Annotated in this window: 19 protein-coding genes; 4 read left to right on the top strand and 15 right to left on the bottom strand. The window is 72.6% G+C overall.

What is annotated here, in order from left to right; translation table 11 throughout:
- Positions 1-288 precede the first annotated feature (288 nt).
- Positions 289-2,643, top strand: a complete 2,355-nt coding sequence (locus tag HYE82_RS11650; protein WP_256987091.1) for a bifunctional polysaccharide deacetylase/glycosyltransferase family 2 protein — start codon at positions 289-291, stop codon at positions 2,641-2,643.
- An 81-nt stretch (positions 2,644-2,724) separates the two neighbouring features.
- Complete coding sequence (locus HYE82_RS11645; protein ID WP_256987090.1) at positions 2,725-4,071, top strand: hypothetical protein; 1,347 nt, start codon at positions 2,725-2,727, stop codon at positions 4,069-4,071.
- 58 nt (positions 4,072-4,129) lie between these two features.
- Here HYE82_RS11645 and HYE82_RS11640 read toward each other — a convergent pair whose 3' ends face one another.
- Together HYE82_RS11640 and HYE82_RS11635 are read right to left on the bottom strand one after the other, a co-directional pair.
- Positions 4,130-4,327, bottom strand: a complete 198-nt coding sequence (locus tag HYE82_RS11640; protein ID WP_179173919.1) for a hypothetical protein — start codon at positions 4,325-4,327, stop codon at positions 4,130-4,132.
- Positions 4,328-4,446: 119 nt separating this feature from the next.
- Positions 4,447-7,221, bottom strand: a complete 2,775-nt coding sequence (locus tag HYE82_RS11635; protein ID WP_179173918.1) for a LuxR C-terminal-related transcriptional regulator — start codon at positions 7,219-7,221, stop codon at positions 4,447-4,449.
- 277 nt (positions 7,222-7,498) lie between these two features.
- On the opposite strand from HYE82_RS11635, the gene HYE82_RS11630 reads away from it, so the two are divergent.
- Positions 7,499-8,458 carry an ion transporter gene (locus HYE82_RS11630; protein WP_256987089.1) on the top strand — a complete coding sequence of 320 codons (960 nt, stop codon included), beginning with the start codon at positions 7,499-7,501 and terminating at the stop codon, positions 8,456-8,458.
- A 32-nt stretch (positions 8,459-8,490) separates the two neighbouring features.
- Here HYE82_RS11630 and HYE82_RS11625 read toward each other — a convergent pair whose 3' ends face one another.
- From HYE82_RS11625 to HYE82_RS11565, 13 genes are all read right to left on the bottom strand, one after another.
- Positions 8,491-9,366 (bottom strand): helix-turn-helix transcriptional regulator, encoded by an 876-nt coding sequence (locus HYE82_RS11625; RefSeq protein ID WP_179173917.1) that lies wholly within the window; start codon positions 9,364-9,366, stop codon positions 8,491-8,493.
- Between the two features lie 53 nt (positions 9,367-9,419).
- On the bottom strand, positions 9,420-10,217 hold the full coding sequence (locus HYE82_RS11620; protein WP_179173916.1) for an SDR family NAD(P)-dependent oxidoreductase: 798 nt from the start codon (positions 10,215-10,217) through the stop codon (positions 9,420-9,422).
- Positions 10,218-10,347: 130 nt separating this feature from the next.
- On the bottom strand, positions 10,348-10,923 hold the full coding sequence (locus HYE82_RS11615) for a GNAT family N-acetyltransferase (RefSeq protein WP_179173915.1): 576 nt from the start codon (positions 10,921-10,923) through the stop codon (positions 10,348-10,350).
- A 48-nt stretch (positions 10,924-10,971) separates the two neighbouring features.
- A complete protein-coding gene (locus HYE82_RS11610; RefSeq protein ID WP_179173914.1) occupies positions 10,972-12,378 on the bottom strand; it encodes a hypothetical protein in 1,407 nt (468 codons plus the stop codon).
- A 158-nt stretch (positions 12,379-12,536) separates the two neighbouring features.
- Positions 12,537-13,007: a VOC family protein gene (locus tag HYE82_RS11605; RefSeq protein ID WP_179173913.1), complete on the bottom strand. Its 471-nt coding sequence runs from the start codon at positions 13,005-13,007 to the stop codon at positions 12,537-12,539.
- Positions 13,008-13,055: 48 nt separating this feature from the next.
- On the bottom strand, positions 13,056-14,117 hold the full coding sequence (locus HYE82_RS11600) for a histidinol-phosphate transaminase (protein ID WP_179173912.1): 1,062 nt from the start codon (positions 14,115-14,117) through the stop codon (positions 13,056-13,058).
- A complete protein-coding gene (locus HYE82_RS11595) occupies positions 14,114-14,494 on the bottom strand; it encodes a cupin domain-containing protein (RefSeq protein WP_179173911.1) in 381 nt (126 codons plus the stop codon). The genes HYE82_RS11600 and HYE82_RS11595 overlap by 4 nt, the downstream gene beginning before the upstream one ends.
- The gene (locus HYE82_RS11590; RefSeq protein WP_179173910.1) at positions 14,491-15,528 is read right to left on the bottom strand and encodes a class I SAM-dependent methyltransferase; all 1,038 of its coding nucleotides are present in this window, start codon (positions 15,526-15,528) and stop codon (positions 14,491-14,493) included. Before HYE82_RS11590 ends, HYE82_RS11595 begins: the two co-directional genes overlap by 4 nt.
- Before the next feature lie 69 nt (positions 15,529-15,597).
- Positions 15,598-16,725 carry an FAD-binding oxidoreductase gene (locus HYE82_RS11585; protein ID WP_179173909.1) on the bottom strand — a complete coding sequence of 376 codons (1,128 nt, stop codon included), beginning with the start codon at positions 16,723-16,725 and terminating at the stop codon, positions 15,598-15,600.
- A complete protein-coding gene (locus HYE82_RS11580; RefSeq protein WP_179173908.1) occupies positions 16,718-17,683 on the bottom strand; it encodes a hypothetical protein in 966 nt (321 codons plus the stop codon). The genes HYE82_RS11585 and HYE82_RS11580 overlap by 8 nt, the downstream gene beginning before the upstream one ends.
- Positions 17,684-18,150: 467 nt before the next feature.
- Positions 18,151-19,254, bottom strand: coding sequence for an FAD-binding oxidoreductase (locus HYE82_RS11575; RefSeq protein ID WP_179173907.1), 1,104 nt, complete (start codon positions 19,252-19,254; stop codon positions 18,151-18,153).
- Between the two features lie 336 nt (positions 19,255-19,590).
- The gene (locus tag HYE82_RS11570) at positions 19,591-19,932 is read right to left on the bottom strand and encodes a glyoxalase/bleomycin resistance/extradiol dioxygenase family protein (RefSeq protein ID WP_179173906.1); all 342 of its coding nucleotides are present in this window, start codon (positions 19,930-19,932) and stop codon (positions 19,591-19,593) included.
- Positions 19,929-20,099 carry a ribbon-helix-helix domain-containing protein gene (locus tag HYE82_RS11565; protein WP_179173905.1) on the bottom strand — a complete coding sequence of 57 codons (171 nt, stop codon included), beginning with the start codon at positions 20,097-20,099 and terminating at the stop codon, positions 19,929-19,931. The genes HYE82_RS11570 and HYE82_RS11565 overlap by 4 nt, the downstream gene beginning before the upstream one ends.
- Positions 20,100-20,178: 79 nt before the next feature.
- On the opposite strand from HYE82_RS11565, the gene HYE82_RS11560 reads away from it, so the two are divergent.
- Positions 20,179-21,753 carry an MFS transporter gene (locus HYE82_RS11560; RefSeq protein ID WP_179173904.1) on the top strand — a complete coding sequence of 525 codons (1,575 nt, stop codon included), beginning with the start codon at positions 20,179-20,181 and terminating at the stop codon, positions 21,751-21,753.
- Positions 21,754-21,815: the final 62 nt, after the last annotated feature.

Here is a 21,815-nt window from a genome sequence, read left to right as displayed (position 1 = left end):
GCAGCGCCCCCGGCGGAAGCCCGCGCCCCGCACCGTCCGCCGCGCGCAGCAGTGCGCCGCCCGCCCCCGACGACCGGGCGCCCGGCACCGGGCCGAGCCCGACGAAGGCCACGACAGGACCAGGAAGCGCCGCGCCGTCGCCGCCCGGCAGCGGGCAGGGCCGAGGCAGGACCGACCCGCCCGGCCGGGGCGGAGGCAAGCCCACCACCCGCCCCTGAGCACAGCACGGCGAACAGGCGGCACGCCCTCCGGCCACCGCACCACCACGCAGCAGTCAGGACCCTCCGCTTGTCGAAGAATCGTCGCCGCCCGGCCCGCGGCAGGCACAGCACCGTGCGCAACGTCCCCCTGCGCACCCACTGGCTACTGCTCACCACCCTCGTCCTGACCCTCTCGGCCGCACTGCTCCTCCAGGGCTACACCCAGCACCTGTTCGACTCCCGGCCCGACGCGGAAGCCCGCGAGCCGGTCTCCGCGGCGTCCGTACCGGAGCAGATCGCCTCCGGCGGCCCGGTGATCGAGGGGGCGTCCGGCCGCGCCGCCACCCCGGCGCCCCGCACCATCGCGCTGACCTTCGACGACGGCCCCGACCCCGTCTGGACCCCGAGGATCCTCGACGTGCTGCGCCGCAACGGCGTCCGCGCCACGTTCTTCACCGTCGGCACCAAGGTCGCCGAGAACCCCGGACTCGCCCGCCGGATCGTCGACGAAGGCCACCAGATCGGCCTGCACAGCTTCACCCACACCGACCTCGGCGCGGCGTCCGCATGGCGGCGCTCCCTGGAGCTGCGCGAGACCCAGCTCGTCATCGCCGGCGCCACCGGGGTCACCACTCCGCTGCTGCGGCCGCCGTACTCCTCCACTGCCAAGGCACTCGGAGACGCCGGCTGGGAAGCCGTCGTCCACGCGGGGCAGGAGGGCTACCTGACCGTCCTGACGACGCTGGACAGCGAGGACTGGCGCCGCCCGGGCGCCGAGCGGATCGCCGCCAACTCCACTCCGAAGGACACCGGCGGACAGGTCCTGCTGATGCACGACGCCGGCGGGGACCGCGCCCAGACCGTCGCCGCGCTCGAACAGCTGGTGCCGCGGCTGAAGGCATCCGGCTGGACGTTCGCCACCGTCGGCGACGCCGTCGCCCTGCCCGGGGCGGTCCGGCCGGCCGCGACGACGGACCGGTGGCAGGGCCTGGCCCTGATCACCGCGATCCGTACCAGCGACTGGATCCTCGAAGGCCTCTCCTGGCTGCTGTGGGCCGCGGGGGCGGTCAGCCTGCTGCGCGCGGTGGCCGTCTTCGTCGCCGCCCGGCGGCACGTACGGATGCGCCGCAAGCCCTGGGGCCCTGCGGTCACCGAGCCGGTGAGCGTCATCGTGCCCGCCTACAACGAGAGCGCCGGCATCGAGGCCGCGGTCCGCTCCCTGCTCGCCTCCGACCACCCCGTCGAGGTCATCGTCGTGGACGACGGCTCCACGGACGGCACGGCCGACATCGTCGAGGCCCTTCGGCTGCCCGGAGTGCGGGTCATCCGACAGCAGAACGCCGGAAAGCCCGCCGCCCTCAACACGGGTATCGCCGCAGCCTCCTGCGACCTGCTCGTCATGGTCGACGGCGACACCGTCTTCGAACCGGACGCCGTCCGCATGATCGTCCAGCCCTTCGCGAACCGCCGCGTGGGCGCCGTCTCCGGCAATGCCAAGGTGGTCAACCGGGGCGGGCTGCTCGGCCGCTGGCAGCACATCGAGTACGTCGTCGGCTTCAACCTCGACCGGCGCCTGTTCGACCTCGCCGAGTGCATGCCCACCGTGCCCGGCGCCGTCGGTGCCTTCCGCCGCGAGGCGCTGCTGCGTGTCGGCGGCGTCAGCGACATCACCCTGGCCGAGGACACCGACCTGACGATGGCGCTGTGCCGGGACGGCTGGCGGGTGGTCTACGAAGAGCGTGCCAAGGCCTGGACCGAGGCGCCCGCATCGCTCGGTGCCCTATGGAAGCAGCGCTACCGCTGGTGCTACGGAACCCTCCAGGCCATGTGGAAGCACCGCGGGGCCCTCACCCAGCGGGGGCAGGCCGGCAAGCTGGGCCGCCGCGGTCTGGTCTACCTGCTGATGTTCCAGGTCCTGCTGCCGCTGCTCGCTCCGGTCGTGGACGTGTTCGCCGTCTACGGCCTGGTCTTCCTCGATCCCGTCCGCATCGTGGGGCTCTGGACGGCGTTCCTGGTCCTCCAGGTCCTCATGGGCCTCTACGCCTTCCGTCTCGACGGCGAGCGGCCGGGACCCCTGTGGAGCCTGCCCCTCCAACAGTTCGTCTACCGCCAGCTCATGTACCTGGTCGTGATCCAGTCCGTCTTCACAGCCGTCGCGGGCTCCCGGCTGCGCTGGCAGCGGATGGAGCGCTACGGCAGCCTCCAGGTCCCGGTCACCCCGCCGGCCACGGCCGTGCCCGGGCCGCAGCCCGGGATGCAGCCCGACCCCCTGCCCGACCTGCAGCCCGGGCCGCTGCCCGCTCCGGATCCGGCCTACGCCGCGTACGCGCCCGACGGCGGCTACGACACGGCCCCCGCATGGGACCCGTACCCGCACGCCGGCCCGCAGACCCCGCAGCACCACATCTGGCCCTCGGACGGGCCGGGCGGCGCTTACCGCTGACCCGGACGGACCCACCGGGCGTGCTGCGCGCCTGCGACCGGGCGCCAATGGAGGCAGAGCACCGTCTGCCCTGGAGCTGCCATGTCCTCTCCGAACGAACCGCCCGCTCCGCAACCGCCGCGCTCCGGGAGCGCGGCGCGCGAGGCGAACGGCGCGGCGCGCGGATCACCGGCGGGCCGCATCGTCCAGAGCGCGGTCTCGGCGGTCATCCTCGTCCTGACCTGCATCCTGGTGCCCGTCTCGGTGCTCACCGTGTGGGTGCACGACATCGTCCTCGACACCGACCGGTACGTCGCCACGATGGCTCCCCTCGCGAAGAACGAGGCCGTCCAGGCCGCCGCGGTCCAACGGGCCACCGAGGCCGTCGCCGTCCGCGTCGACGCCCGGGCGGTCACCGACGACGTGGCCGACTGGCTGGAGTCGCAGGGCCTGCCGCCCCGGGCCGCCGACGCGGTGCGCGCGATGGCCCCCCAGGTGGACTCCGCCGTCGACGGGGCCGTCACCAAGGTCGCCACCCGCTTCGTGGAGAGCGACCGGTTCGCCGACGTCTGGACGGGCGCGAACCGGGTCGCGCACACGGCCGTCGTCCACGCGCTCACCGGCCAGGGCCGCGGCGCGGTCGGCGTCTCCGACGGGACGGTCACCCTGAACATCGGCACGTTGGTGGAGCAGATCAAGGACGCCCTCGTGAACGCCGGGCTGTCCCCGGCGAGCAAGATCCCTGAAGTGCACAAGCAGATGGTGCTGTTCCACTCCGAGGAGCTGGGCAAGATCCGCAATGCCGCACGCCTGCTGGACGTCCTCGGGAACTGGTTGCCCGTCATCACCGTGCTCCTCGGCGCGGGCGGGGTGCTGCTGGCCCGGCACCGGCGCCGCGCGCTCGCGTGGACGGCGCTGGGCGCGGCGTTCGCCTGCCTGATCGTGGCCATCGGCCTGGTCATCGGCCGCCGCTACTACCTCGACCACCTGCCCGCCCAGGTGCAGTCCCCGGCCGCGGCCGCAGCGATCTTCGACACGATCGTGCGCTTCCTGCGGGTCAGCCTGCGCACCACGATCGCCCTGGGCATCGTCGTCGCCCTCGGCGCCTACCTGATCGGCCCCGGCAGGCTGCCGACGGCGGTGCGGGCCGGCTCCGACCGCACCGCGGACTCCGCCGCCCTGTGGGCGGGCAAGCACCGGATCCACACGGGCAGGGCCGGGACCTGGGTGGAGGCCAACCGCCGCTGGATCACGCTGGGCGCCATGCTGGTGGTGGTCCTGGTCTTCGCGCTGTGGAACCACCCGACGGTGCTCACCATCCTGCTGCTGGCGCTCATCCTGCTCGTACTGCTCGCCCTGATCGCGCTGCTCGCCGCCGGCGGCCGCGTGAACGGGGGCAGGGGCGGGGGCGCGGAGCACCCGGCGGGGCCGCCCACGGACGCCGGGTGAGCGGGGCCGCCGGCATCACCCGCTCGGGGTGGTGCGGCGGCGCCGGGCGGGCTCCCGGTCACTCCGGGAGCCGGCGCATCTCCACCACGTGCAGGCCGAGGGCCTGGAAGCGGGCGAGCAGGCCGTACAGGTGGGCCTCGTCGGTGACCGGGCCGAACAGGACCGTCTCGTCGGTGACGAGGAAGTTCCTCAGCTCGGGGAAGGCCCCGCTGAGTGTCTCCGACATCTGCCCGTCGATGCGGATTTCGTATCGCATGAGCGCACTCTTCTCCCCGCCGGGAAGGGTCGTTCCCTCCATGCTGGGCCCGTCGTGGCCCGCGGTCATCACCCCGGGGAGGTGAGGACGGCCCGGCGCGCCGCCTCCGAACGGACGGGTCAGAGCAGCTTCAGCTCGCGGGCCCGGCGGACCGCTTCACCGCGGCGGTTCGCGGAGAGCTTGCGGTAGATGCTCTTGAGGTGGGTCTTGACCGTGTTGACGGAGAGGCTCAGCTCGGCGGCGATCTCCGCGGTGGACAGCAGCTGCGCCGCACAGGCGAGGACGTCGTGCTCGCGTTCGCTGAGCGGTTCGACCACGAGGACCGCACCGGCCGCGCCGCTCTCCGCGGACCGGGCTGCACCCCCGGGTCCGGCCCCGGCTCCTGCTCCTGCCCCTGCGAGTCCGGGGGCGAGCCAGTCATGGCCGGGAACCGGGCGGGCGCGCAGGGCCCGGCGCAGCCACGGTCCGGCGTCGAGGAACGGGCGGCGCAGCCGCTCGGGGCGGGCCAGGCCGAGGGCGCGCACGACCAGGCGCCGAGCCGCCGTCGTGTCGCCCAGGCCGTCCGCGGCCTCGGCGCGCGCCAGCAGTGCGCGTACGGTCACGGCGGAGCCGGCGGCGTTGCGGGTGGTGAGCGGCTCCAGGACCTCGATCGCCCGCGCGTGCTCGCCGTCCGCGATCCAGGCGCGGGCGGCGGCGACGGCGCCTTCCGGCAGCCAGGGTGCGACCCCGGCCGGTGCGGAGAGGAACCCGGCCGGATCGCCGAGGGCCTCGCGCGCGGCCTTCGGGTCCCCCAGGGCCAGGTGCGCGGCCGATGCGGCCAGGGCGAGGTGGGCGTCCACCCAGGGAGAGGGTTCTCCGCCCGCCGGGTGGGCGGCGGCTCCGGCCGGCCGCTCCAGGGCCGCCGAAGGGTCTCCCCCGGCCAGCAGCAGGCGTGCGCGCAGGATCGCGAGACCGGCGGCGACGACGGGGTCGTCGCGGGCGCCCGCCGACTCCGCGGCCCGCTCCAGGGCCGCGCCCGCTGCCGCCAGGTCGTCCTGCTCGATGGCGACCGCCGCCGGAACCAGGTCGGCCGCCCCGCTGCAGTGGGCCGGCAGGAGGCCGTTCCGCGTCGCCTCGGCTGCCGCCTCGCGGGCCCGGCCCCCGGCGCGGCCGTACTGCCCGTGCAGGAGGTCGATCAGGGCGAGCCGGGCCAGGGCCTCGTGCCGCGGGGAGGCGAGTTCGGGGCCTTCGGAGGCGTCGACGGCCGCGTACAGCGCCTCCGCGGCGGTGTCGAGCCGCCCGGCCCACAGCCGTGCGGACCCCAGGCCGGTCAGGAGCAGGGCGGACAGTTCGGGATGCTGTGCGAGGCACTCGGGCGGCACCTGCCGGGCCGGCCCCGCGGCGTCCGCCGCGGCCTCCTCGGCCATGGCCGCCGAGCCGGTCAGCCTCCCCGCCAGCACGCGCAGGAACGCGCGGGTCAGCTGCACCGCGGGCAGCTCCGGCGCGTTCTGCGGGTCCTTCGGGTCCCGAGCCGGCCGCTCCCCGGCCGCGCGCAGGCGGGCGAGGCCGCCGGTGACGTCGTACCGGGCGAAGCGGAGTGCGGCCCGCACCAGTTCGGGGGCGGGTCCCGGAGTACCGGGGGCCATCGCGGAGAAGACCTCGGCCAGCCGGTCCGCGTCGAGGCCGGTGAAGAGGCCGCCGACGGCGAGGTGGCCGACGAACCGCGAGGCGGCGAACTCCCAGTCGCCGGCCGCGGCGGCATGTGCCAGGGCGCTCACGAGCTGCCCGGCGTCGCAGAGCCAGCGGGCGGCCCTCCGGTGCAGTTCCCGCTCCAGCCCGGGCTGCCCGGACCGCAGGTGGACCCGCAGGATCTCGGCGAACAGGGGATGGTGGCGGTACCAGGAGCGGCCGGCGGCGGTGACGAAGGCGTTCGCCCGCTCCAGTGAGGCCAGGATGGCGGCGCCGTCCTCACGGCCCGTCAGGGCGTTCGCCAGGTCGGGGTGGGTCTGCTCCAGGATGCTCGTGCGCAGCAGCAGGTCCTGGGTCTCGAAGGGCTGCGCGGCCAGGACCTCGCCGAGGAGGTAGTCGGCGACGGTGCTGCGGCCCGCCTCGAACTCCTTGAGGAAGCGGGCCGGATCATCCGTCTCGTGCATGGCCAGGGCGCACAGCCGCACCCCGGCGGCCCAGCCCTCCGTCCGCTCGGTCAGCAGCCGCGCCGCCTCGGCGCCCCCGCCGAGGCCGTGCCGCTGCAGGAGGGCGGCCGTCTCGTCCCGGTTGAAGGCCAGGTCGGCGCCGCGGATGTCGGCCATCTCGTCCCCGGCGCGGTACCGGTGGAGCGGCAGCAGCGGCTCCGTACGGCTGATGAGGAGCAGGTGCAGCGCGGGGCGGGAGTGCTGGAGGACGAACTCGACCTGTTCCGCGATCACCGGTGCGCAGACCCGGTCGAACTCGTCCAGGACGAGCAGGACCGGGTCGCGGAGCCCGTTCAGGTACGCGGCGAAGCGGACGAGCAGCGCGTGGTCGACCTCCTCGGCGCGGGCCGGGGTGCCGACGTCGTCGGGCAGGGGCAGGCCGTGGTGGCGCAGCGCCTCCAGGACGTAGGCCCAGAACATGCCCGGGGCGTTGTCGTCGGTCTCGGTGGTCAGCCAGGCGACGGGCCACGGGAGGGGGGCACGGGCGAGCCAGTCGGCGACGAGGAGGGTCTTTCCGGCGCCGGCCGGGCCGTTGACCAGCACCAGGGGGCGGTCGACGCCGTCGGCCAGCCGCTGCGTGAGGCGGGGCCTGCGGACGAAGGTCTGCGGGACGGAGGGGATCGCGAAGCGGGTGGGCAGGACCGGGACGCCGAAGGCCCGGGTGCCGCGGGGCCCCCGAGATGCCGTGCGGGGCGTGGAGCGGGGGGCTGCTGTCTCACCCATGCCTATCACCAGGAGGACGGGGCGGCCGCGCGTGCGGATCCCTTTCGCCGTGATCGTACGTCGGTCGCAGGCCGGACACCTCTCGGATCACCCCTGCCGGGTGATGCGCCGGCCGCCCCGGCCCGGCCCGGCCCGGTCACCCGATGGCGTGAGAAAGCGCGGATACGCCACTCATGCGGGTGATCCCCAGGCGGGCGGGGCCCGGCCGGGGTGTCACGATCACCGCCGGCTCCGTGTCACCGCGGCCACTGGCCGCCCGATCGTTCGAGGACCGGCCTTGACCGTCATCGCCCCTTCCGCTCCGCCCCGCATCCGCCTGGCCGTGCGCTGCCGGGCCCTCCTCGACTCCCCCGCCTTCGGGGCCGGCGTCCTCGCGCTGATCCTGTGCAACGCGGTGCTGCTGGGCGCGGAGACCTACGGCGGGTTCGCCGCCGCGCACCGGGAGCTGCTGGCGGGCGCCGAGAACCTGTTCCTGACCCTGTTCGCCGTGGAGCTGGGGGTGCGCGCCGCCGCGTGCGCCGACCGGCCGAAAGCTTTCCTCCGGGACCCGTGGAACCTCTTCGACCTGGCCGTGCTGCTGGCCGCGTTCCTGCCGCTGGTCCGGGAGAACACGAGCGTGCTGCGGCTGCTGCGGCTCAGCCGGGTGCTGCGCACCGCCCGGTTCCTGCCCCAGCTGCGGGTGCTGCTGATCGCGGTGGGCCGGGCCGTGCCCGGCACGCTCAGCTTCCTGTGCGTGGGCGCGCTCGTGGTGTACGTGTACGCGATGATCGGCTGGATGTGCTTCGCCGACAGCGACCCGGCGCACTTCGGGTCGGTGGGCCGCGCCTGCCTCACCCTGTTCCTGCTGACCACGATGGACGGCTTCGCGGACGCGGTGCGGGCCGGGCTGGAACTGTCGCGGCTGACGCTGCTGTACTACGCCTCGTACGTGCTGCTGGCGTCGTTCGTCCTGGTCAACGTGTTGATCGGGGTGGTGCTGGGCTCGCTGGAAGAGGCCCGGGAGCAGGAGCGGCAGGCCCGGCTCGACCTCAAGCAGCAGGGCCGCCCCGACCCGGCCGGCCCCACGTCCGCGGAACTCCGGGCCCGCCTGGCGGAGGCCCGGCGGGCCCTGGACGAGGTGGAGGCCGCGCTGGCCCGGGCCCCGTACCCGGCACGGACCGACCGGTCCGAGAAGCCTGCGGGCCCGGCCCCCGTGGTCCCGGCGGAACTGCACGCCGTGGCCGGGCCGCCCGCCTGACCGGCCGCGCGGTGCCGATGCGGTCTGCCGGTCTACCCGCCGGCGGTCGCGGTCCAGGACAGCAGCATGCGCAGGGCGTCGTCGGAGGGGCTGCCCGGTTCGGCCGCGTACATGATCAGCGCCTGGCCGGGGTCGTCGGCGGCGCGCAGGGTCTCGTAGGAGAGGACGAGGTCGCCGGCGACCGGGTGGTGGTAGTGCTTCGTTCCGGAGGTCTTGTCCTGGACGGGGTGTTCGGCCCACCAGCGCCGGAAGTCCTCGCTGCGCTCCGCCAGTTCCGCGACGAGCCGGGCGAGCCTGCGGTCGCCGGGCCGGCGGCCCGCCTCCAGCCGCAGGAAGGCGGCGTTCTCGCGGGCGCAGGACTCCCAGTCCCCGTACAGGGTGCGGGACGCCGGGTCGAGGAAGGTGATGCGGGCGATGTTGCGCTCGGCGGGTGCCAGGGCGCCGTAGTCGCCGAAGAGCGCGGCTGCCGCCCGGTTCCACGCGAGGATGTCCATCCGCTCGCCCATCACGACGGCGGGCATGACGGGGAGTTCGTCCAGGAGCCGGCGGAGCACGGGGCGGACGCGCTGCGCCGCGGGGGCCTTGCCGTCCGCCGGGGGCGCGAGCCGGGCGGGCCGCGCGGGGCGGGCCAGCCGGCGGAGGTGGCGGGTCTCGTCCTCGTCGAGGCGCAGCGCCCGGGCGAGTGCGTCCAGGACCGCGTCGGACGGGTTGGGTACGCGGCCCTGTTCCATCCGGGTGTAGTAGTCGACGCTGACGCCGGCGAGCCGGGCGATCTCCTCGCGGCGCAGCCCGGCGACGCGGCGTACGCCGCCGAAGTCGGGCAGCGCCACGTCGCCGGGGTGCAGGAGGGCGCGGCGGGTGCGCAGGAAGTCGCCGAGGCCGCCGGTGGGGGTGGCTGTGGTGCTCATGCCCACGATTCTCACCGGCGGGGCGGCGCTCAGCCTGGCCCTGCGGGACCCCCTCAGGCGGCGGGGAGGGCGCCGACGAGTCCGCCGTCGATGATGAGGTCCTGCGCGGTGATGTAGGAGGAGCGCGGGGAGAGCAGGAACGCCACGGCGTGGGCGACGTCCTCGGCGGTCCCGATCCGCCCGAGCGGGATCCGGGCCCGGAGCGGCTCGTGGTCGGCGGGGTCGGGGAGGAGGTCGTGGAACATCTCGGTCTCGATGTAGCCGGGGCTCACCGAGTTGACGCGGATGTTGCGGGTCGCGAGGTCGCTGCCGAGGGTCCGGGCGAGGCTGTGGACGGCGGCCTTGGTGGCGGCGTAGACGGGCGCGACGGCCATGCCCCGGTGCAGGGTCCAGGAGGCGTTGATGACGACGGCTCCTCCCCCGGCGGCCTCCAGCAGCGGCAGTGCCTTCTGCACCGTCAGGAGCACGCCCTTGAAGTTGGTGTCGACCAGGCGGTCGACGTGCCGTGCGTCCGCCTCGGCGGCCGGCTTGAAGTCGGCGATGCCGGCATTGGCGAAGACCCCGTCGAGCCGCCCGTGCCGCCGCCGGACCTCCTCCGCCGCCCGCTCCATGTCCGCCTCGTCGGCGACGTCTGCGCGTACGGTGACCAGCCGGTCCCCGCCCGCGAGCCGCTCGGCCGCGCGGGCGAGCCGCTTCTCGTCGCGGCCGGTGATGACCACGTGGGCCCCGCCGTCGAGCAGGACCCGGGCGGTGGCGAGGCCCATGCCGCTGGTCCCGCCGGTCACCAGGACGGCCCGGTCCCGGAATCCGGTCGCATCGCCGGGGGTGTGGGTGGTGGTGTTCTCGTTCATGGCTCCACCCTCACCGGCGCGCCGCCCGACAACCAGGCCCTGACGGTCCCAGGCTCGGCCGTCCCCCCTCCTCCCGCGCTCCCGCTCCTCCCGCGCTCCCCCGTTCTCCGGTTCGGCGGGCGGTGCGGCGTCAGGGGCAGGGCATGCTCATGTACAGCGCGTGTTCGCCCTCGGACTCGGTGCCCTGGTACAGGCTGGTGTCCAGGCCGCAGAAGGCGAAGCCCATCCGGCGGTAGGCGTGGATGGCGGGGGCGTTGACGCTGGTCACCTCCAGCCAGATGTGCCCGGCGCCCCGCTCCCGGGCGAAGCCGGCCGCGTGCCCGATGAGCGCGCGGCCGAGGCCGCGGCCCCGGTGGTCCGGAGCGACCTCTATGTCCTCGATGGTCAGCCGCCGGTTCCACGGGGAGTAGAAGACGGCGGCGAAACCGGCGAGGACCCCGTCCGCGCCGACCGCGACGAACGTACGGCTGTCACCCTCCGCGCCGGCCTCGTCGGCGCCGTCGTCATCGTCACCGAACCCGTCGGGGAAGACCTTGACCAGCGGCGGGTCCACGGGCACCTCGCGGAGCGCGAACCCGCCGTCGGTGACGGCCACTTCGAAGACGGTGGAGGTGGTGAAGGACCCGTCGAGGGCCACGATGGCCTCCGCGTCCTCGGGGCGGGCGGTGCGGAACTCGTACGTCGTCGTGTCCTTGGTCACGGTCATGCCATGAGGCTATGCCCGGGCGGCCGCGGACGGGGAGGGTTCCGGCTGCTAAGGGCGGGCCAGGACGTCGCTCAGCCGGTGGGCGTAGACGACGCGGCCGCAGGGCGACCCGGTGTCGGTGCAGCCCGGTGTCACGTCCGCCCGGTGTTCGGTCAGCGACCACAGGTACCGGGTGCCGCCGCCCGGCACGCTCTGGCCGTGTTCGAGGTACAGGTCCTCCGGGCCGACCGCGTTGGTGATGTTGTCGCCGAGGTCCACCAGGCGGCCGCCCGTGACGGTGGCCCGGCGCAGGCTGCCGCTGTGGTCCGTCCAGCTTCGGTTGAAGTAGTACGTGCCTTCGTAGCGGGCGGCGCCCTGGGTGAGGTCGCGCGGCAGGTGGTACGCCGACGTCGCGGCCACGACCCCGCCCGTCGTCTTCAGCAGACCGGTGGCGTCGTCGATGGGCAGAGCCCCGACCCGGCCCTTCTCCGGGTGGTCGGTGTCGGAGTCGCAGTACTCGCCCATGATCAGTGCGGGGGCGGCGGTGTCGCTGCGGTCGATCGAGATGTACGAGGCCTTGGGGGCCCCGGTGGCGACACAGGTCCCGGCGGAGGTGTTGCCCTGTGCGGCGGCGAACTTGTACGAGGCCACCTGCGGCAGCACGTACCGGTAGGTGTGGCTGTAGTAGACGTTGCTCTGCCGGCCGATCCTGGTCTCGTCCCGGACGTTGCTCTTCAGGCCGTCGAGCGTGGTGTCGTCGACCGAGGCGTCCCGGTCCGGGTTGAGGTCGAGGATGTCGCGCAGGTCGAAGACGCGCAGACCGTTCAGCGTGTCCGCGACGTAGAGGTGGTACTTGTACCAGGCGATGCCGCCGGCGTGGACGTCGACCGCCCGGTAGGACGCGTTGCCGTACGAGTTGTAGTACGGCTCGACCAGCAGCACGTGGCGGTAGCGGCGCCCGTCGGGGTCGCCCGGCACCGGTGTCTCCGGGTCCAGGAAGGACAGCCGTACGCCCCTCGCGCCGGCCTTGTCGTACCAGGACGTGACCAACGGCTTGCGGGTGCCCCAGAGTTCGTCGGCCTGGGCGTCGGAGACGCCGGTGATGCCCTGCGGGATCCATTCCTGGGTGTCGGCGTCGCCGCTGTCCCAGCAGAGCTTCCTGGCCGGGGCGAGGACGGTGCCGTTGTCGCCGGTGCCGAAGGGGTCGGCGGTGCACGAGGCGCCGGTCTTCGCGACCCGGTTGCCCTGGTCGAGCAGGTCCTGGACGCCCTGGGTGGGCAGGGCCGCCTTCAGGTCGGCGACGTGGCCGTGCAGATCGGGGCCGGGCTTGAGGTTGAAGGAGGAGGCGGTGGCCGGGTCGCCGGGAGCGGCGTGGGCCGGTGCGCCGAGGGCGGGTATCGCGAGAAGGGCCGCGGCGAGCGCGGCGGCCCAGCCGGCACACCGCCGGAAGGGGCGGGCCGGGGAGGGTGTCGTCATGGGCTGACCTCTGGTCAAGTGGAAGCAGGGACCGCAGAGATCATGTCAATCCGGCGTCCGCCGGATCCGGGCAGGTGGCAGGTTTCCCCGGCCGTGGGCCCGGGCGCGGGTTGGTCGCGCGCCCGGGCCCGGGCCGCCGGCACGGTGGGACGGCCGCGTCAGCCGCCGGCCACCTTGCGCATGTGCTCCTCGGCGCGCCGCTCGAACTCCTCGTGCGGCACGTCCTCGATGTGGGTGGCGATCGTCCACCGGTGCCCGAACGGGTCGAGCACCTGGCCCGTCCGGTCGCCGAAGAAGTGGTCCTGCACTTCCCGTTGCGGCGTGGCCCCGGCCTTGACCGCCCGGGCGAAGACGGCGTCGACGTCCTCGACGAACAGGTACAGGGTGACCGGAGTGCCGCCGATCGCGCGGGGGCCGAGCAGGCCGGCCTCCCGGAGCTCGTCGGACAGCATGACGACCGTGCTGCCGATCTTGATCTGCGCGTGCATGATCTTGCCGTTGGGTGCGGTGGAGCGGGCCAGCTCCTGTGCCCCGAAGGCCTCGGCGTAGAAGGCGATCGCCTCGCTCGCGCCGTCCACGGACAGGTAGGCCGTCAGCTCCGCGTAGCCGTCCGGAATCGGTTTGGCCATTCTTGACCCCTTTGGATGTTCGGATGTTCGGATGTCGGTTGTCGGGTGCTATGCGGTGGTGATCCGGTCGAGTGCGTCGAGGAAGGTGCGCAGCTCTTCCTCGGTGCCGAGGGAGACGCGCAGGTGGCCGGGGTAGCCGAACATGCCGGTGTCCCGCACGAGGATGCCGTGCTCCTTGGCGAGGGCGTCCTGTGCCTCCCCGGAGGCGTCGACCCGGACGGCGACGAAGTTGGTCTCCGACGGCACGTACCGGTACCCGCGCCGCTCCAGCTCCGCGCAGAACCACGCGCGGCGTTCCGCGCTGCCCTTGCGGATGCCGTCCAGGAACGGCTGGTCCGCGAGCGCGGCCAGGGCGGCCGCCTGGGCGACGCGGTTGACGCTGAACGGAAGGACGGTCAGGGTCCGGCGGACCTCGGCGATCAGGTCGGCGGGGCCGACGGCGTAGCCGATCCGCAGGGCCGCCAGCCCGTACGCCTTCGAGAAGGTGCGCAGGGCCAGCACCGGGGCGTCCGCGTCGAGGAAGTCCCGGGTCTGGGGCAGGCCCGGGTCGCCGAACTCCTGGTACGCCTCGTCGAAGACGAGCGGTACTCCGCTCGACCGCGCCGCGGCGACCAGGGCGGCGAAGTCGTCCTTCGCCAGGGCCGTCCCCGAGGGGTTGTGCGGGTTGCACACGTACCCGATGCCGTGCTCGGGCAGTGCCTGCGCGAAGTCCCCGATGTCGATGAGCCCGTCCCGCAGGGGCCGTGCGACGGCTCCGCGGCCGATGCGGTCGAGGGCCTCCCGGTAGCCGGGGAAGGTCCCCGCGGTGACCAGGCCGGGCCGCGAGAGGTCCCCGAGCGTCAGCGCGGTCGCCAGCACCAGCTCGTCGCTGCCGTTGGCCACGGCGATCCGGTCCTCACCGACGCCCCAGTGCGCGGCGAGCGCCGTGACGAGGGCGTCCCGCTGCGGGGAGGGGTAGCGGCTGACCCGTTCCAGCGCCCCGGCCGCGGCGGCGACCGCGGCGGGGCTCGCGCCGTACGGGCTCTCGCTCAGGTGCAGCCGCACCATCGAGTCCGCATCGGGCACGCTGGTGTTGTAGACCTTCGGCTCCGGCCGGGCGGACGCAGTCACAGGCTGGATCCCAACAGGATGCCGAAGCAGTAGCTCCCCACCGCCGCCTCCTTGGTGACGAAGTGGTGCTCGCTGCCGGCGGGGATGCGCATGACCGCCGGGGAGGTCAGCTCGTGGAGCACCCCGTCGAGGTGGACCTCGATGCGGGCCTGGCCGGGGAGCGGCGAGACGAGGAGGTAGATCTCGTCGACCTCGTGGGTGTGCGGCGCGGCGACCGGCTTGTCCACGAGCGTGCTGAGCTCCCCGCCGGCGATCTGCACCGGCATGCCGCCGAACATGTCGCCGGTGAGGTAGAAGGGGGCGGGTTGGTGGTGTCCTGCGACCGCGAGCGGGATCGGCAGCCCGGACACGATCTCGGCGGTGGCCGGGGCGGTCACGCTGCCTCCAGGACGAAGAGGTAGGTGTGGGGCGCGCCGAAGGGCACGGCGTTGCGCAGCCGCATGCCTCCCCGGTCGAAGAGCTCCTCGTACTGCTCGCGGCTGTAGATGGGGACGCCCATCAGGGCGTGCGCCAGCTCGAAGCCGCTGGAGAAGATCGGCAGGGTGCTGTCGCCGTTCCTCGGCCGGACCGTGGTGTCACCCAGCAGGAAGGTGTTGGCCTTGGGGAACGCGGCCCGCAGGCGGGGGATCACCTGGTCGCGGCGCTGTGGGTCGACGAGCAGGTCGTGGAGGAACATGAAGCTCATCACGACGTCGGCCTGGTCGGCGCCCTCGACCCGGTGGTCGTTGAACAGGATGTCGAGCACGTCCGCGCAGACGGGCTCGACGGTGCCGCGCAGCCCGTACCGCTCGACGGTCTCGGCCCCGAGTTCCGTGGCGGACTTGCTGATGTCGATGCCGATCCCGCGGCTGCCGGGGCGTGCCTTGACCAGCCGGGAGACCCGCTCGCTGACGCCCGCGCCGAGGTCGACGAGGGTGGTGAAGTCGAGCCGGGCGATCTCCTGGTCCAGGAGGTGCCGCATGAGGGCGCTGTCGGCCTGGGCCGAGCCGAGGGCCACCATGCCCTCGTCGCGGTGCAGGTCGACGCCGAAGCGGCGGTCCCCGCGGGCGATGGAGGCGGCGTTGGCGAAGATGTCGTGGTAGCCGCCGACGCCCCAGGTGAAGAAGCCGATGGCCTGGCGGACGTCCTCGCCGCTGCGGGTCGCCTCGGCGCGGTCGCCGCGGACGTGCAGGTATCCGAAGGATTCGGCGCCGCTCACCAGGGAGCGGACGACGGCAGGATCGAGGTCGTTCTCCCGGCAGAACGCGGCGACGTCGACGGAGCCGTCGTCCTGGAGTCTCCGGAAGAACCCGAGGCGCTCCAGTGCGTGGAGCACGTGGGCGCAGATGAAGCCGTTGAAGGCGGTGTCGGGGTTCAGCGGCGTGGGTGCCTCGCCCTGCCACTGTTCGGTCAGCGTGTGTACCGGCGTCACTCGTCTACACCTCTCAGGAATGCGGCGGGCGGGCCGCGATGGCACCGCCCGCCGCGTGAAATGGCCTGCTCAGAAGGCCTCGAGCCGGGCCAGGTTGGTGGCCAGGGAGTACGGGGTGAGGTCGACGCCCGGCGCGTGGCCGAGGTAGAGGTCCCGGATGATCCGGCCGGCGAGGGGGGCCTGCGCCAGGCCGTGGCCGGTGAAGCCGCCGGCGAAGAAGATCCGGTCGTGCTCGCCGCTGCCCTTGCCGATGACGGCCGACTTGGTGGGCGTGACGTCCAGGGTGCCGGTCCAGGCGCTGTACAGCTTGAGGCCCTCGAACTCCGGGTACCACTTCGGCAGCTCGTCGACGGCGGCCTGGTACCAGATGTCGCGCAGGCCGTCCTGCTTCGAGATGCGCTCCAGGCCGACGAGGACGGACTTGCCCATGCCCATCGTCTTCAGCCCGGACACGGGGTGGAAGGTGAACGGCAGGTTGTGGATGTCGCGGTCGGTGCGGATCGGGTCGGTGTGCAGCAGCTCGGCGAACTGCCCCCACACCGGCAGGTCCAGGCCCGCGAGTTTGGCGACGTCGCCGCTCCACGGACCGGCCGCGATGACGACCGCGCCGGCGGTGAAGTCGCCCATGGTCGTGGTGACGACGCCGCTGTCGCTGTCGATGCCGGTCACGGAGACGTTGGAGTACAGGCGGGCGCCGTGCTGCTTCGCCGCCTCCGCGTACCCCTGGACGATGGCTTCCGGCTTGATGCGGTACGTCGCCGGGTTCCAGACCGCGGCCTCGATGGTGTCCTTGTCCAGCCACGGGTTGAGCTCGACCGCCTGCTCGGCGGTGAGCATCTCCACCGCGGCGCCGGCCTCGCGGTGGTCGGCCAGGTCGGCCTCCAGCTCGGCGGCCTGCTGCGGGCTGGTGAGGATCGTCAGCAGGCCCAGGTCCTCCAGGCCGACGTCGATGCCGGTGGTCGCGGCGAACTGCCGGAAGTCCGCGAGGCTGCGCGTCGCCAGCTCGGAGTCGTGCGGCTTCCGGGGAAAATAGGTGCGGAAGGCACGGGCGGTCTGGGAGGTGGTCCGGGAGCCGAACTGGTTCTTCTCGACGAGGACGACGTCAACGCCTGCCTTGGCGGCGTGGTAGGCGATGGACGTGCCGATCACCCCTCCGCCGATGACCAGCATTTCCGCCGCGTTCTTCTGCTCAGACATTCGCACCCCTCGTAATGGTCGGACGGTAGGTCCAGTTGTCGCCTTCGATGTCCCACGGGAACAGCTGCAGATTCCATGCACCGAGGGCGTTCACGTACGTCGCCATCTGCGCCATGAGGGCGACGAAGTCCTCGCGCGTGGTGATGGTCTCGAATGCGGCGACCACTTCCTTGGTGATGTCCCAAAGGGTGTTCATTCCGGTGTAGCCGAGGAATTCGGTCGGCTTCACGAGCAGGATCTTCGCCAGCTCGATCAGCGAGGAGAGCGGCATGTCGATGTTCCGGCCGGCCCGCACCAGGGTCGTGTAGTTCACGTAGCCCAGCGGACGTGTCTCGCCGTTCACGGCGACCAGGGTGGTGAGGACCGAGTTCTTCGTGCCGGCGCCGGAGGTGCCGCGGGACTTGCCCTCGTGGATGTCGAGGAGCTCGTCGGTCGGGTCGACCAGGACCCGCTCGGTCTCGGCGGCGATCCGCTCGATCAGCCCGCGGAGCTGTTCGTTGCCGACCTCGACCCGCTTCACGCCGTGGCCGGAGGGGCCGTCCACACGGCGGACGTGGGCGATGACCGGCTCGCCGTTGCCGTAGACGGACTCCCAGATCATCTGGCCGATCTTGGGCAGCTGGTCGACGTCCTCCGGCACGACCCGGCCGATGGGCGAGGTCGGCATGGGCTCGGTGAGCTCGCCGTACTTGATGGTCAGGTGCTGGACGGCGGAGAGGAAAACCGTTCCGTTGGGCTGGATCTTGCGGTTCACCTTGTAATCCGGAACCGCGTGCAGCAGATCGTGGGCGGGCGGCACGTGGTAGAAGCAGTCGCCGGCCACGAGGGCGTGGCCCTGCAGCGTCTTGTACGGCAATGACGCCCACAGCGGCTCGACGAGGTCGGAATTGCGCCCCTCGTCGAGGGTGATGCGAACCTTGGCGCCGATGGGCTCCCAGGCGATCTCGATTTGTCGCATTGTACTCCCGTTCCTGCTATTCGGCCCCTGTCGCCCAGGAGAGAGCGCGTGACAGGTTCCAGGGGATTGGATACCGACAACGGGCACGATGCCGTCGCGAATCGAATATAGGGATGACGGTCGCCCGCCCGATCGACGGCATTGGCTTTTGTGTCAAATCGAGAGTTCTCTGTCACTTCACGTCGCGGACCGCATCAAGGGAGTACCAAATTCCGGCGAACGCCGCGACGGTGCCGGAATTATTGGTTCAGGGAAAAGGAAAGCAAAGGGCTCCCCATAACCGCTGGTCACACCCGGGGGAGCGCGCCGCTGCCGGGCCCGCCGCGGCGCCGAATCCGTCCGGAATCGATCGGTCGGCGCCGGGCCGGCGGGCGGGCGGGAGCGGCCCGGAAACGCCGCAGGGCCGCCCACGGTGAACCGTGGGCGGCCCTGCGGCCGTGGAGTCGGTCGGTCCGGAGTGCGCGCGGTCAGACCCCGTTGGCGGCCAGCGAGAACGGTGTGATGTCGACGCCGGGGTGGCGGCCGAGGTGGAGGTCCCTGACGATCTTGCCGGTGGCGGGCGCCTGACTGAGTTCGTGGCCGGTGAATCCGGTGGCGAACAGGATGCGTTCGTGCGCGCCGGCCGCCCGGCCGACGATCCCCGACCTCGACGGCGTGATGTCGAGGGTTCCGGTCCAGGCGCTGTGCAGCGTGGCGCCCCGCAGCCGCGGGTACCAGCGCCCCACCTCGTCGGCGGCCTCGCGGAGCCAGATGTCCCGCATGCCCGGCTCCGTCGAGAAGCGCTCCAGTCCGACCAGGAAGGACCGGCCCATCCCCATCGTCTTCAGACCTGCACCGGGGTGGAACGTGAACGGTGACGTGATGGCCTCGTCGCCGACCGGGTCGGTGCGGAACAGTTCGGCGAACTGGCCCCAGACCGGCAGCTCCAGGCCCGCCAGCCCGGCGACCTCCCCGCTGCCCTGCGCGTCCGCGATGACGATCGCCCCCGCGGTGAACTCGCCGGCCGAGGTGGCCACACGGCCGGTGGACGCGTCCAGTCCGGTCACGGTGACGCCGGCGACCACCCGCGCACCGTGCTTGCGGGCGCCCTCCAGATAGCCGCGGAGCACCTCGTCCGCCCTGAGGCGGATCATCTGCGGGCACCAGAGGGCGAACTCGACGCCCACAGGGTCAAGCCACGGGTTCCGCTCGACGGCCTGGCCGACGGTCAGCTGCTCCAGGCGCACGCCGGCATCGCGCTGCGCGGGCAGTTCCGCTTCCAGTTCGGCCGCCTGCTCCGGGGTCGTCGCCACCACGAGCATTCCGGTCTCGGCCACCTCGAGATCGATTCCAAGGGTGCTGCCGAACGATCGGAAATCGGCCAGGCTCCGTACCACCAGTTCGGAGTCGTACACCCTTCCGGGGAAATACGTACGAAATGCGCCGGCGGTCTGGGTCGCGGTGGCGCCGGCCTGGTCCCGCTCCAGCAGAACGACGTCGACACCCGCCTCAGCGCAGTGATAGGCGACGGATGCGGCAATCACTCCGCTGCCGATGACGACCAATTCCGCCGTGTTCTTCTGATCGGACATGCACTGTCTCCCGTGACGTGGCCGACCCGCGTCGGCCCGCACTCCGAACGGGCGGAGGGTACGGGAGTGTTCGTTCGGCCGATGGGCTGAATCAGCCGAAATCATGGGAGCCGCTGCGAACCGGCCAAAGGGATACGACGGGAATGCGTCAGGTCGTCCGGCGCCGCGGGCGAGTTGACGGATCATCCGTCACTGCGTGCGGCCCGTGCGCCGGGGAGGCGGAGCATGGGGCGCATGAGGGCAGCCTTTGCCGTTCGACGGACCGGGGCCACGGGAGGGCCGTCCGCGGGGTCGCGGCGGCGCAGGCCGCCGCGACCGGTCACCACTGCCGCAACGTCACTTCTTCGGCGCCTGCAGGCTCCAGATGCGGCCGTCGGGGTCGCGGACCTTCATCTCCTGGGTTCCGTAGTGGGTGTCCTCGAACGGCTGGACCACGTCGAGGGACGGGTCGGCGTTGAACCCTGCGGCGTCGGCGACCCGGAGCACCACCTGGGCCTCGGGCTTCTGGTCCTCCGGGATTTCGGCCAGCAGGACGTAGGCGCCGGCGCCGTTGCGGAGCATGCCCGACCCCTCCTCGGTCGAGAATTCGACGCTGTAGCCCAGCGCCTGGAGGAACTTGGCCGCCTTGCCCCAGTTGTGGGTCTCGAGGTAGACGCCTTCGATGCCTTCGGTGGTCATGCCTGCTTCCCCTTCGGTGGTTCCTGGTCGTGGTCGGCGAGATACGTGCGCAACGCCTCGGCTACCAGAGCCGAGAGCGATTGCTCGTTCTCAATGGCATGGTGCTTTATCTGCCGGATCAGATCCACCGGCAAGTAGACGTTGAACTGCTTGACTTCTGCACGCATGCTAGCATGCTAGCATGCGCCGATTTGTTGAACCACGCGTGAAAGAACGCGAGTTACGAGCCGAGGAGGGCTCCGAACAATGAAACGCCAATGGTGGACGCTGATCGTGGTGTGCGCCGCCACGTTCATGCTGCTGCTCGACGTCACGATCGTCGCGGTCGCGCTGCCCGACATCCAGCAGTCACTGCACGCGAGCTTCAGCGGTCTGCAATGGACCACGGACGCCTACGCGTTAAGCCTGGCGGCGCTCCTGCTGACCTCAGGGTCCCTCGCCGACCTGTACGGCAGGCGGCGGCTGTTCCTCATCGGCCTGGCGGTCTTCACGGCCGGGTCGCTGCTCTGCGGTGTCGCGCAGGACCAGATGACGCTCGTGCTGTCCCGCGCGGTGCAGGGAGTCGGCGGTGCGGTCCTGTTCGCCACCTCGCTGGCCCTGCTCGCCGGCGCCTTCCAGGGCAGGGAGCGGGGGGCGGCCTTCGGCATCTGGGGTGCCGTCGCCGGTGTCGCGACCGCGCTCGGCCCGGTGCTCGGCGGTGTGATCACCAGCGGGATCAGCTGGCGCGGCATCTTCCTGGTGAACCTGCCGATCGGCATCGCCGCGATCGTGATCACCCTGCGCCTGGTGGACGAGTCCCGGCCGCCGCGCGCCTCCCGGGTCGACTGGCTGGGCATCGTGCCGCTCACCGTGGGCCTGTTCAGCCTGGTGTACGCCCTGATCAGGGCCAGTGACACGGCCTGGGACGAGCAGGGTGTGCTGCTCTGCTTCGCTCTGGCGGCGGTGTTCCTCATCGCGTTCGCGGTGATCGAGTCGCAGGTCTCCGAGCCGATGTTCGACCTGTCGCTGCTGAAGACCCCGACGTTCCTCGGCGGTTCGATCGCGGCTTTCGCGATGAACGCCTCGCTGTTCGCGATGTTCATCTACATCGTGCTCTACCTGCAGAACGGCCTCGGCTTCAGCGCGATGGGCACCGGCATCCGCCTGCTGGTCAGCTCCGGCTGCACGCTCGTCGCGGCCATGGTGACGGGCCGTGTGATGAGCCGCGTCCCGACCAAGTGGCTGATCGGCCCGGGCCTGGTCGTGGTGGGCATCGGCCTGCTGCTCATGCGGGGCGTGACCGCCGAGTCGGGCTGGACGCACCTCATCCCCGGCTTCGTCGTCACGGGCATCGGCGCCGGCATGGTCAACCCGCCGCTGGCCTCGACAGCGGTCGGCGTCGTCCAGGTGTGGCGCGCCGGCATGGCCTCCGGTGTGAACCAGACCTTCCGTCAGGTCGGCATCGCCGTCGGCATCGCCCTGTACGGCTCGATCTTCACCGCGTCGCTGCACGACTCGCTGCGCGAGGGGCTCTCGGGCATCCCCGCACTCGCGGGCCGCACCGACGAGATCGCGGACGCCATCCGCATGGGCGCCTCCGAGCGGGCGATCTCCGCGACCCCCGCGGAGTTCCGCGAGCAGGTGGAGACCGCGGCCCACGCCGGCTTCGCGACGTCCCTGAACGACCTGCTGCTCGTGAGCGGCATCCTGGCGCTGGTCGGCGGTGTCCTCGCCTTCGCCCTGATCCGCGCCAAAGACTTCGTCCCGCAGGGTCCCCCCGGCGGCGGGCCCGGCCGGCCCCCCTCCCAGCCGCAGGACACCGAGGCCTCCCCGGCCCGCTGATCGGCCGGCCCCCGGCCGCGCCTCGCCCCTGGAAAGCAGCACGGCACACGACGGGCCCGTCG

Origin of the sequence: Streptomyces sp. BR123 (assembly GCF_013401435.1) — a bacterium.
In the GTDB taxonomy this organism is placed as follows: Bacteria; Actinomycetota; Actinomycetes; order Streptomycetales; family Streptomycetaceae; genus Streptomyces.
Note: the sequence above shows the minus strand (reverse complement) of the source record. Positions and strands in the feature narration are given on the sequence as shown.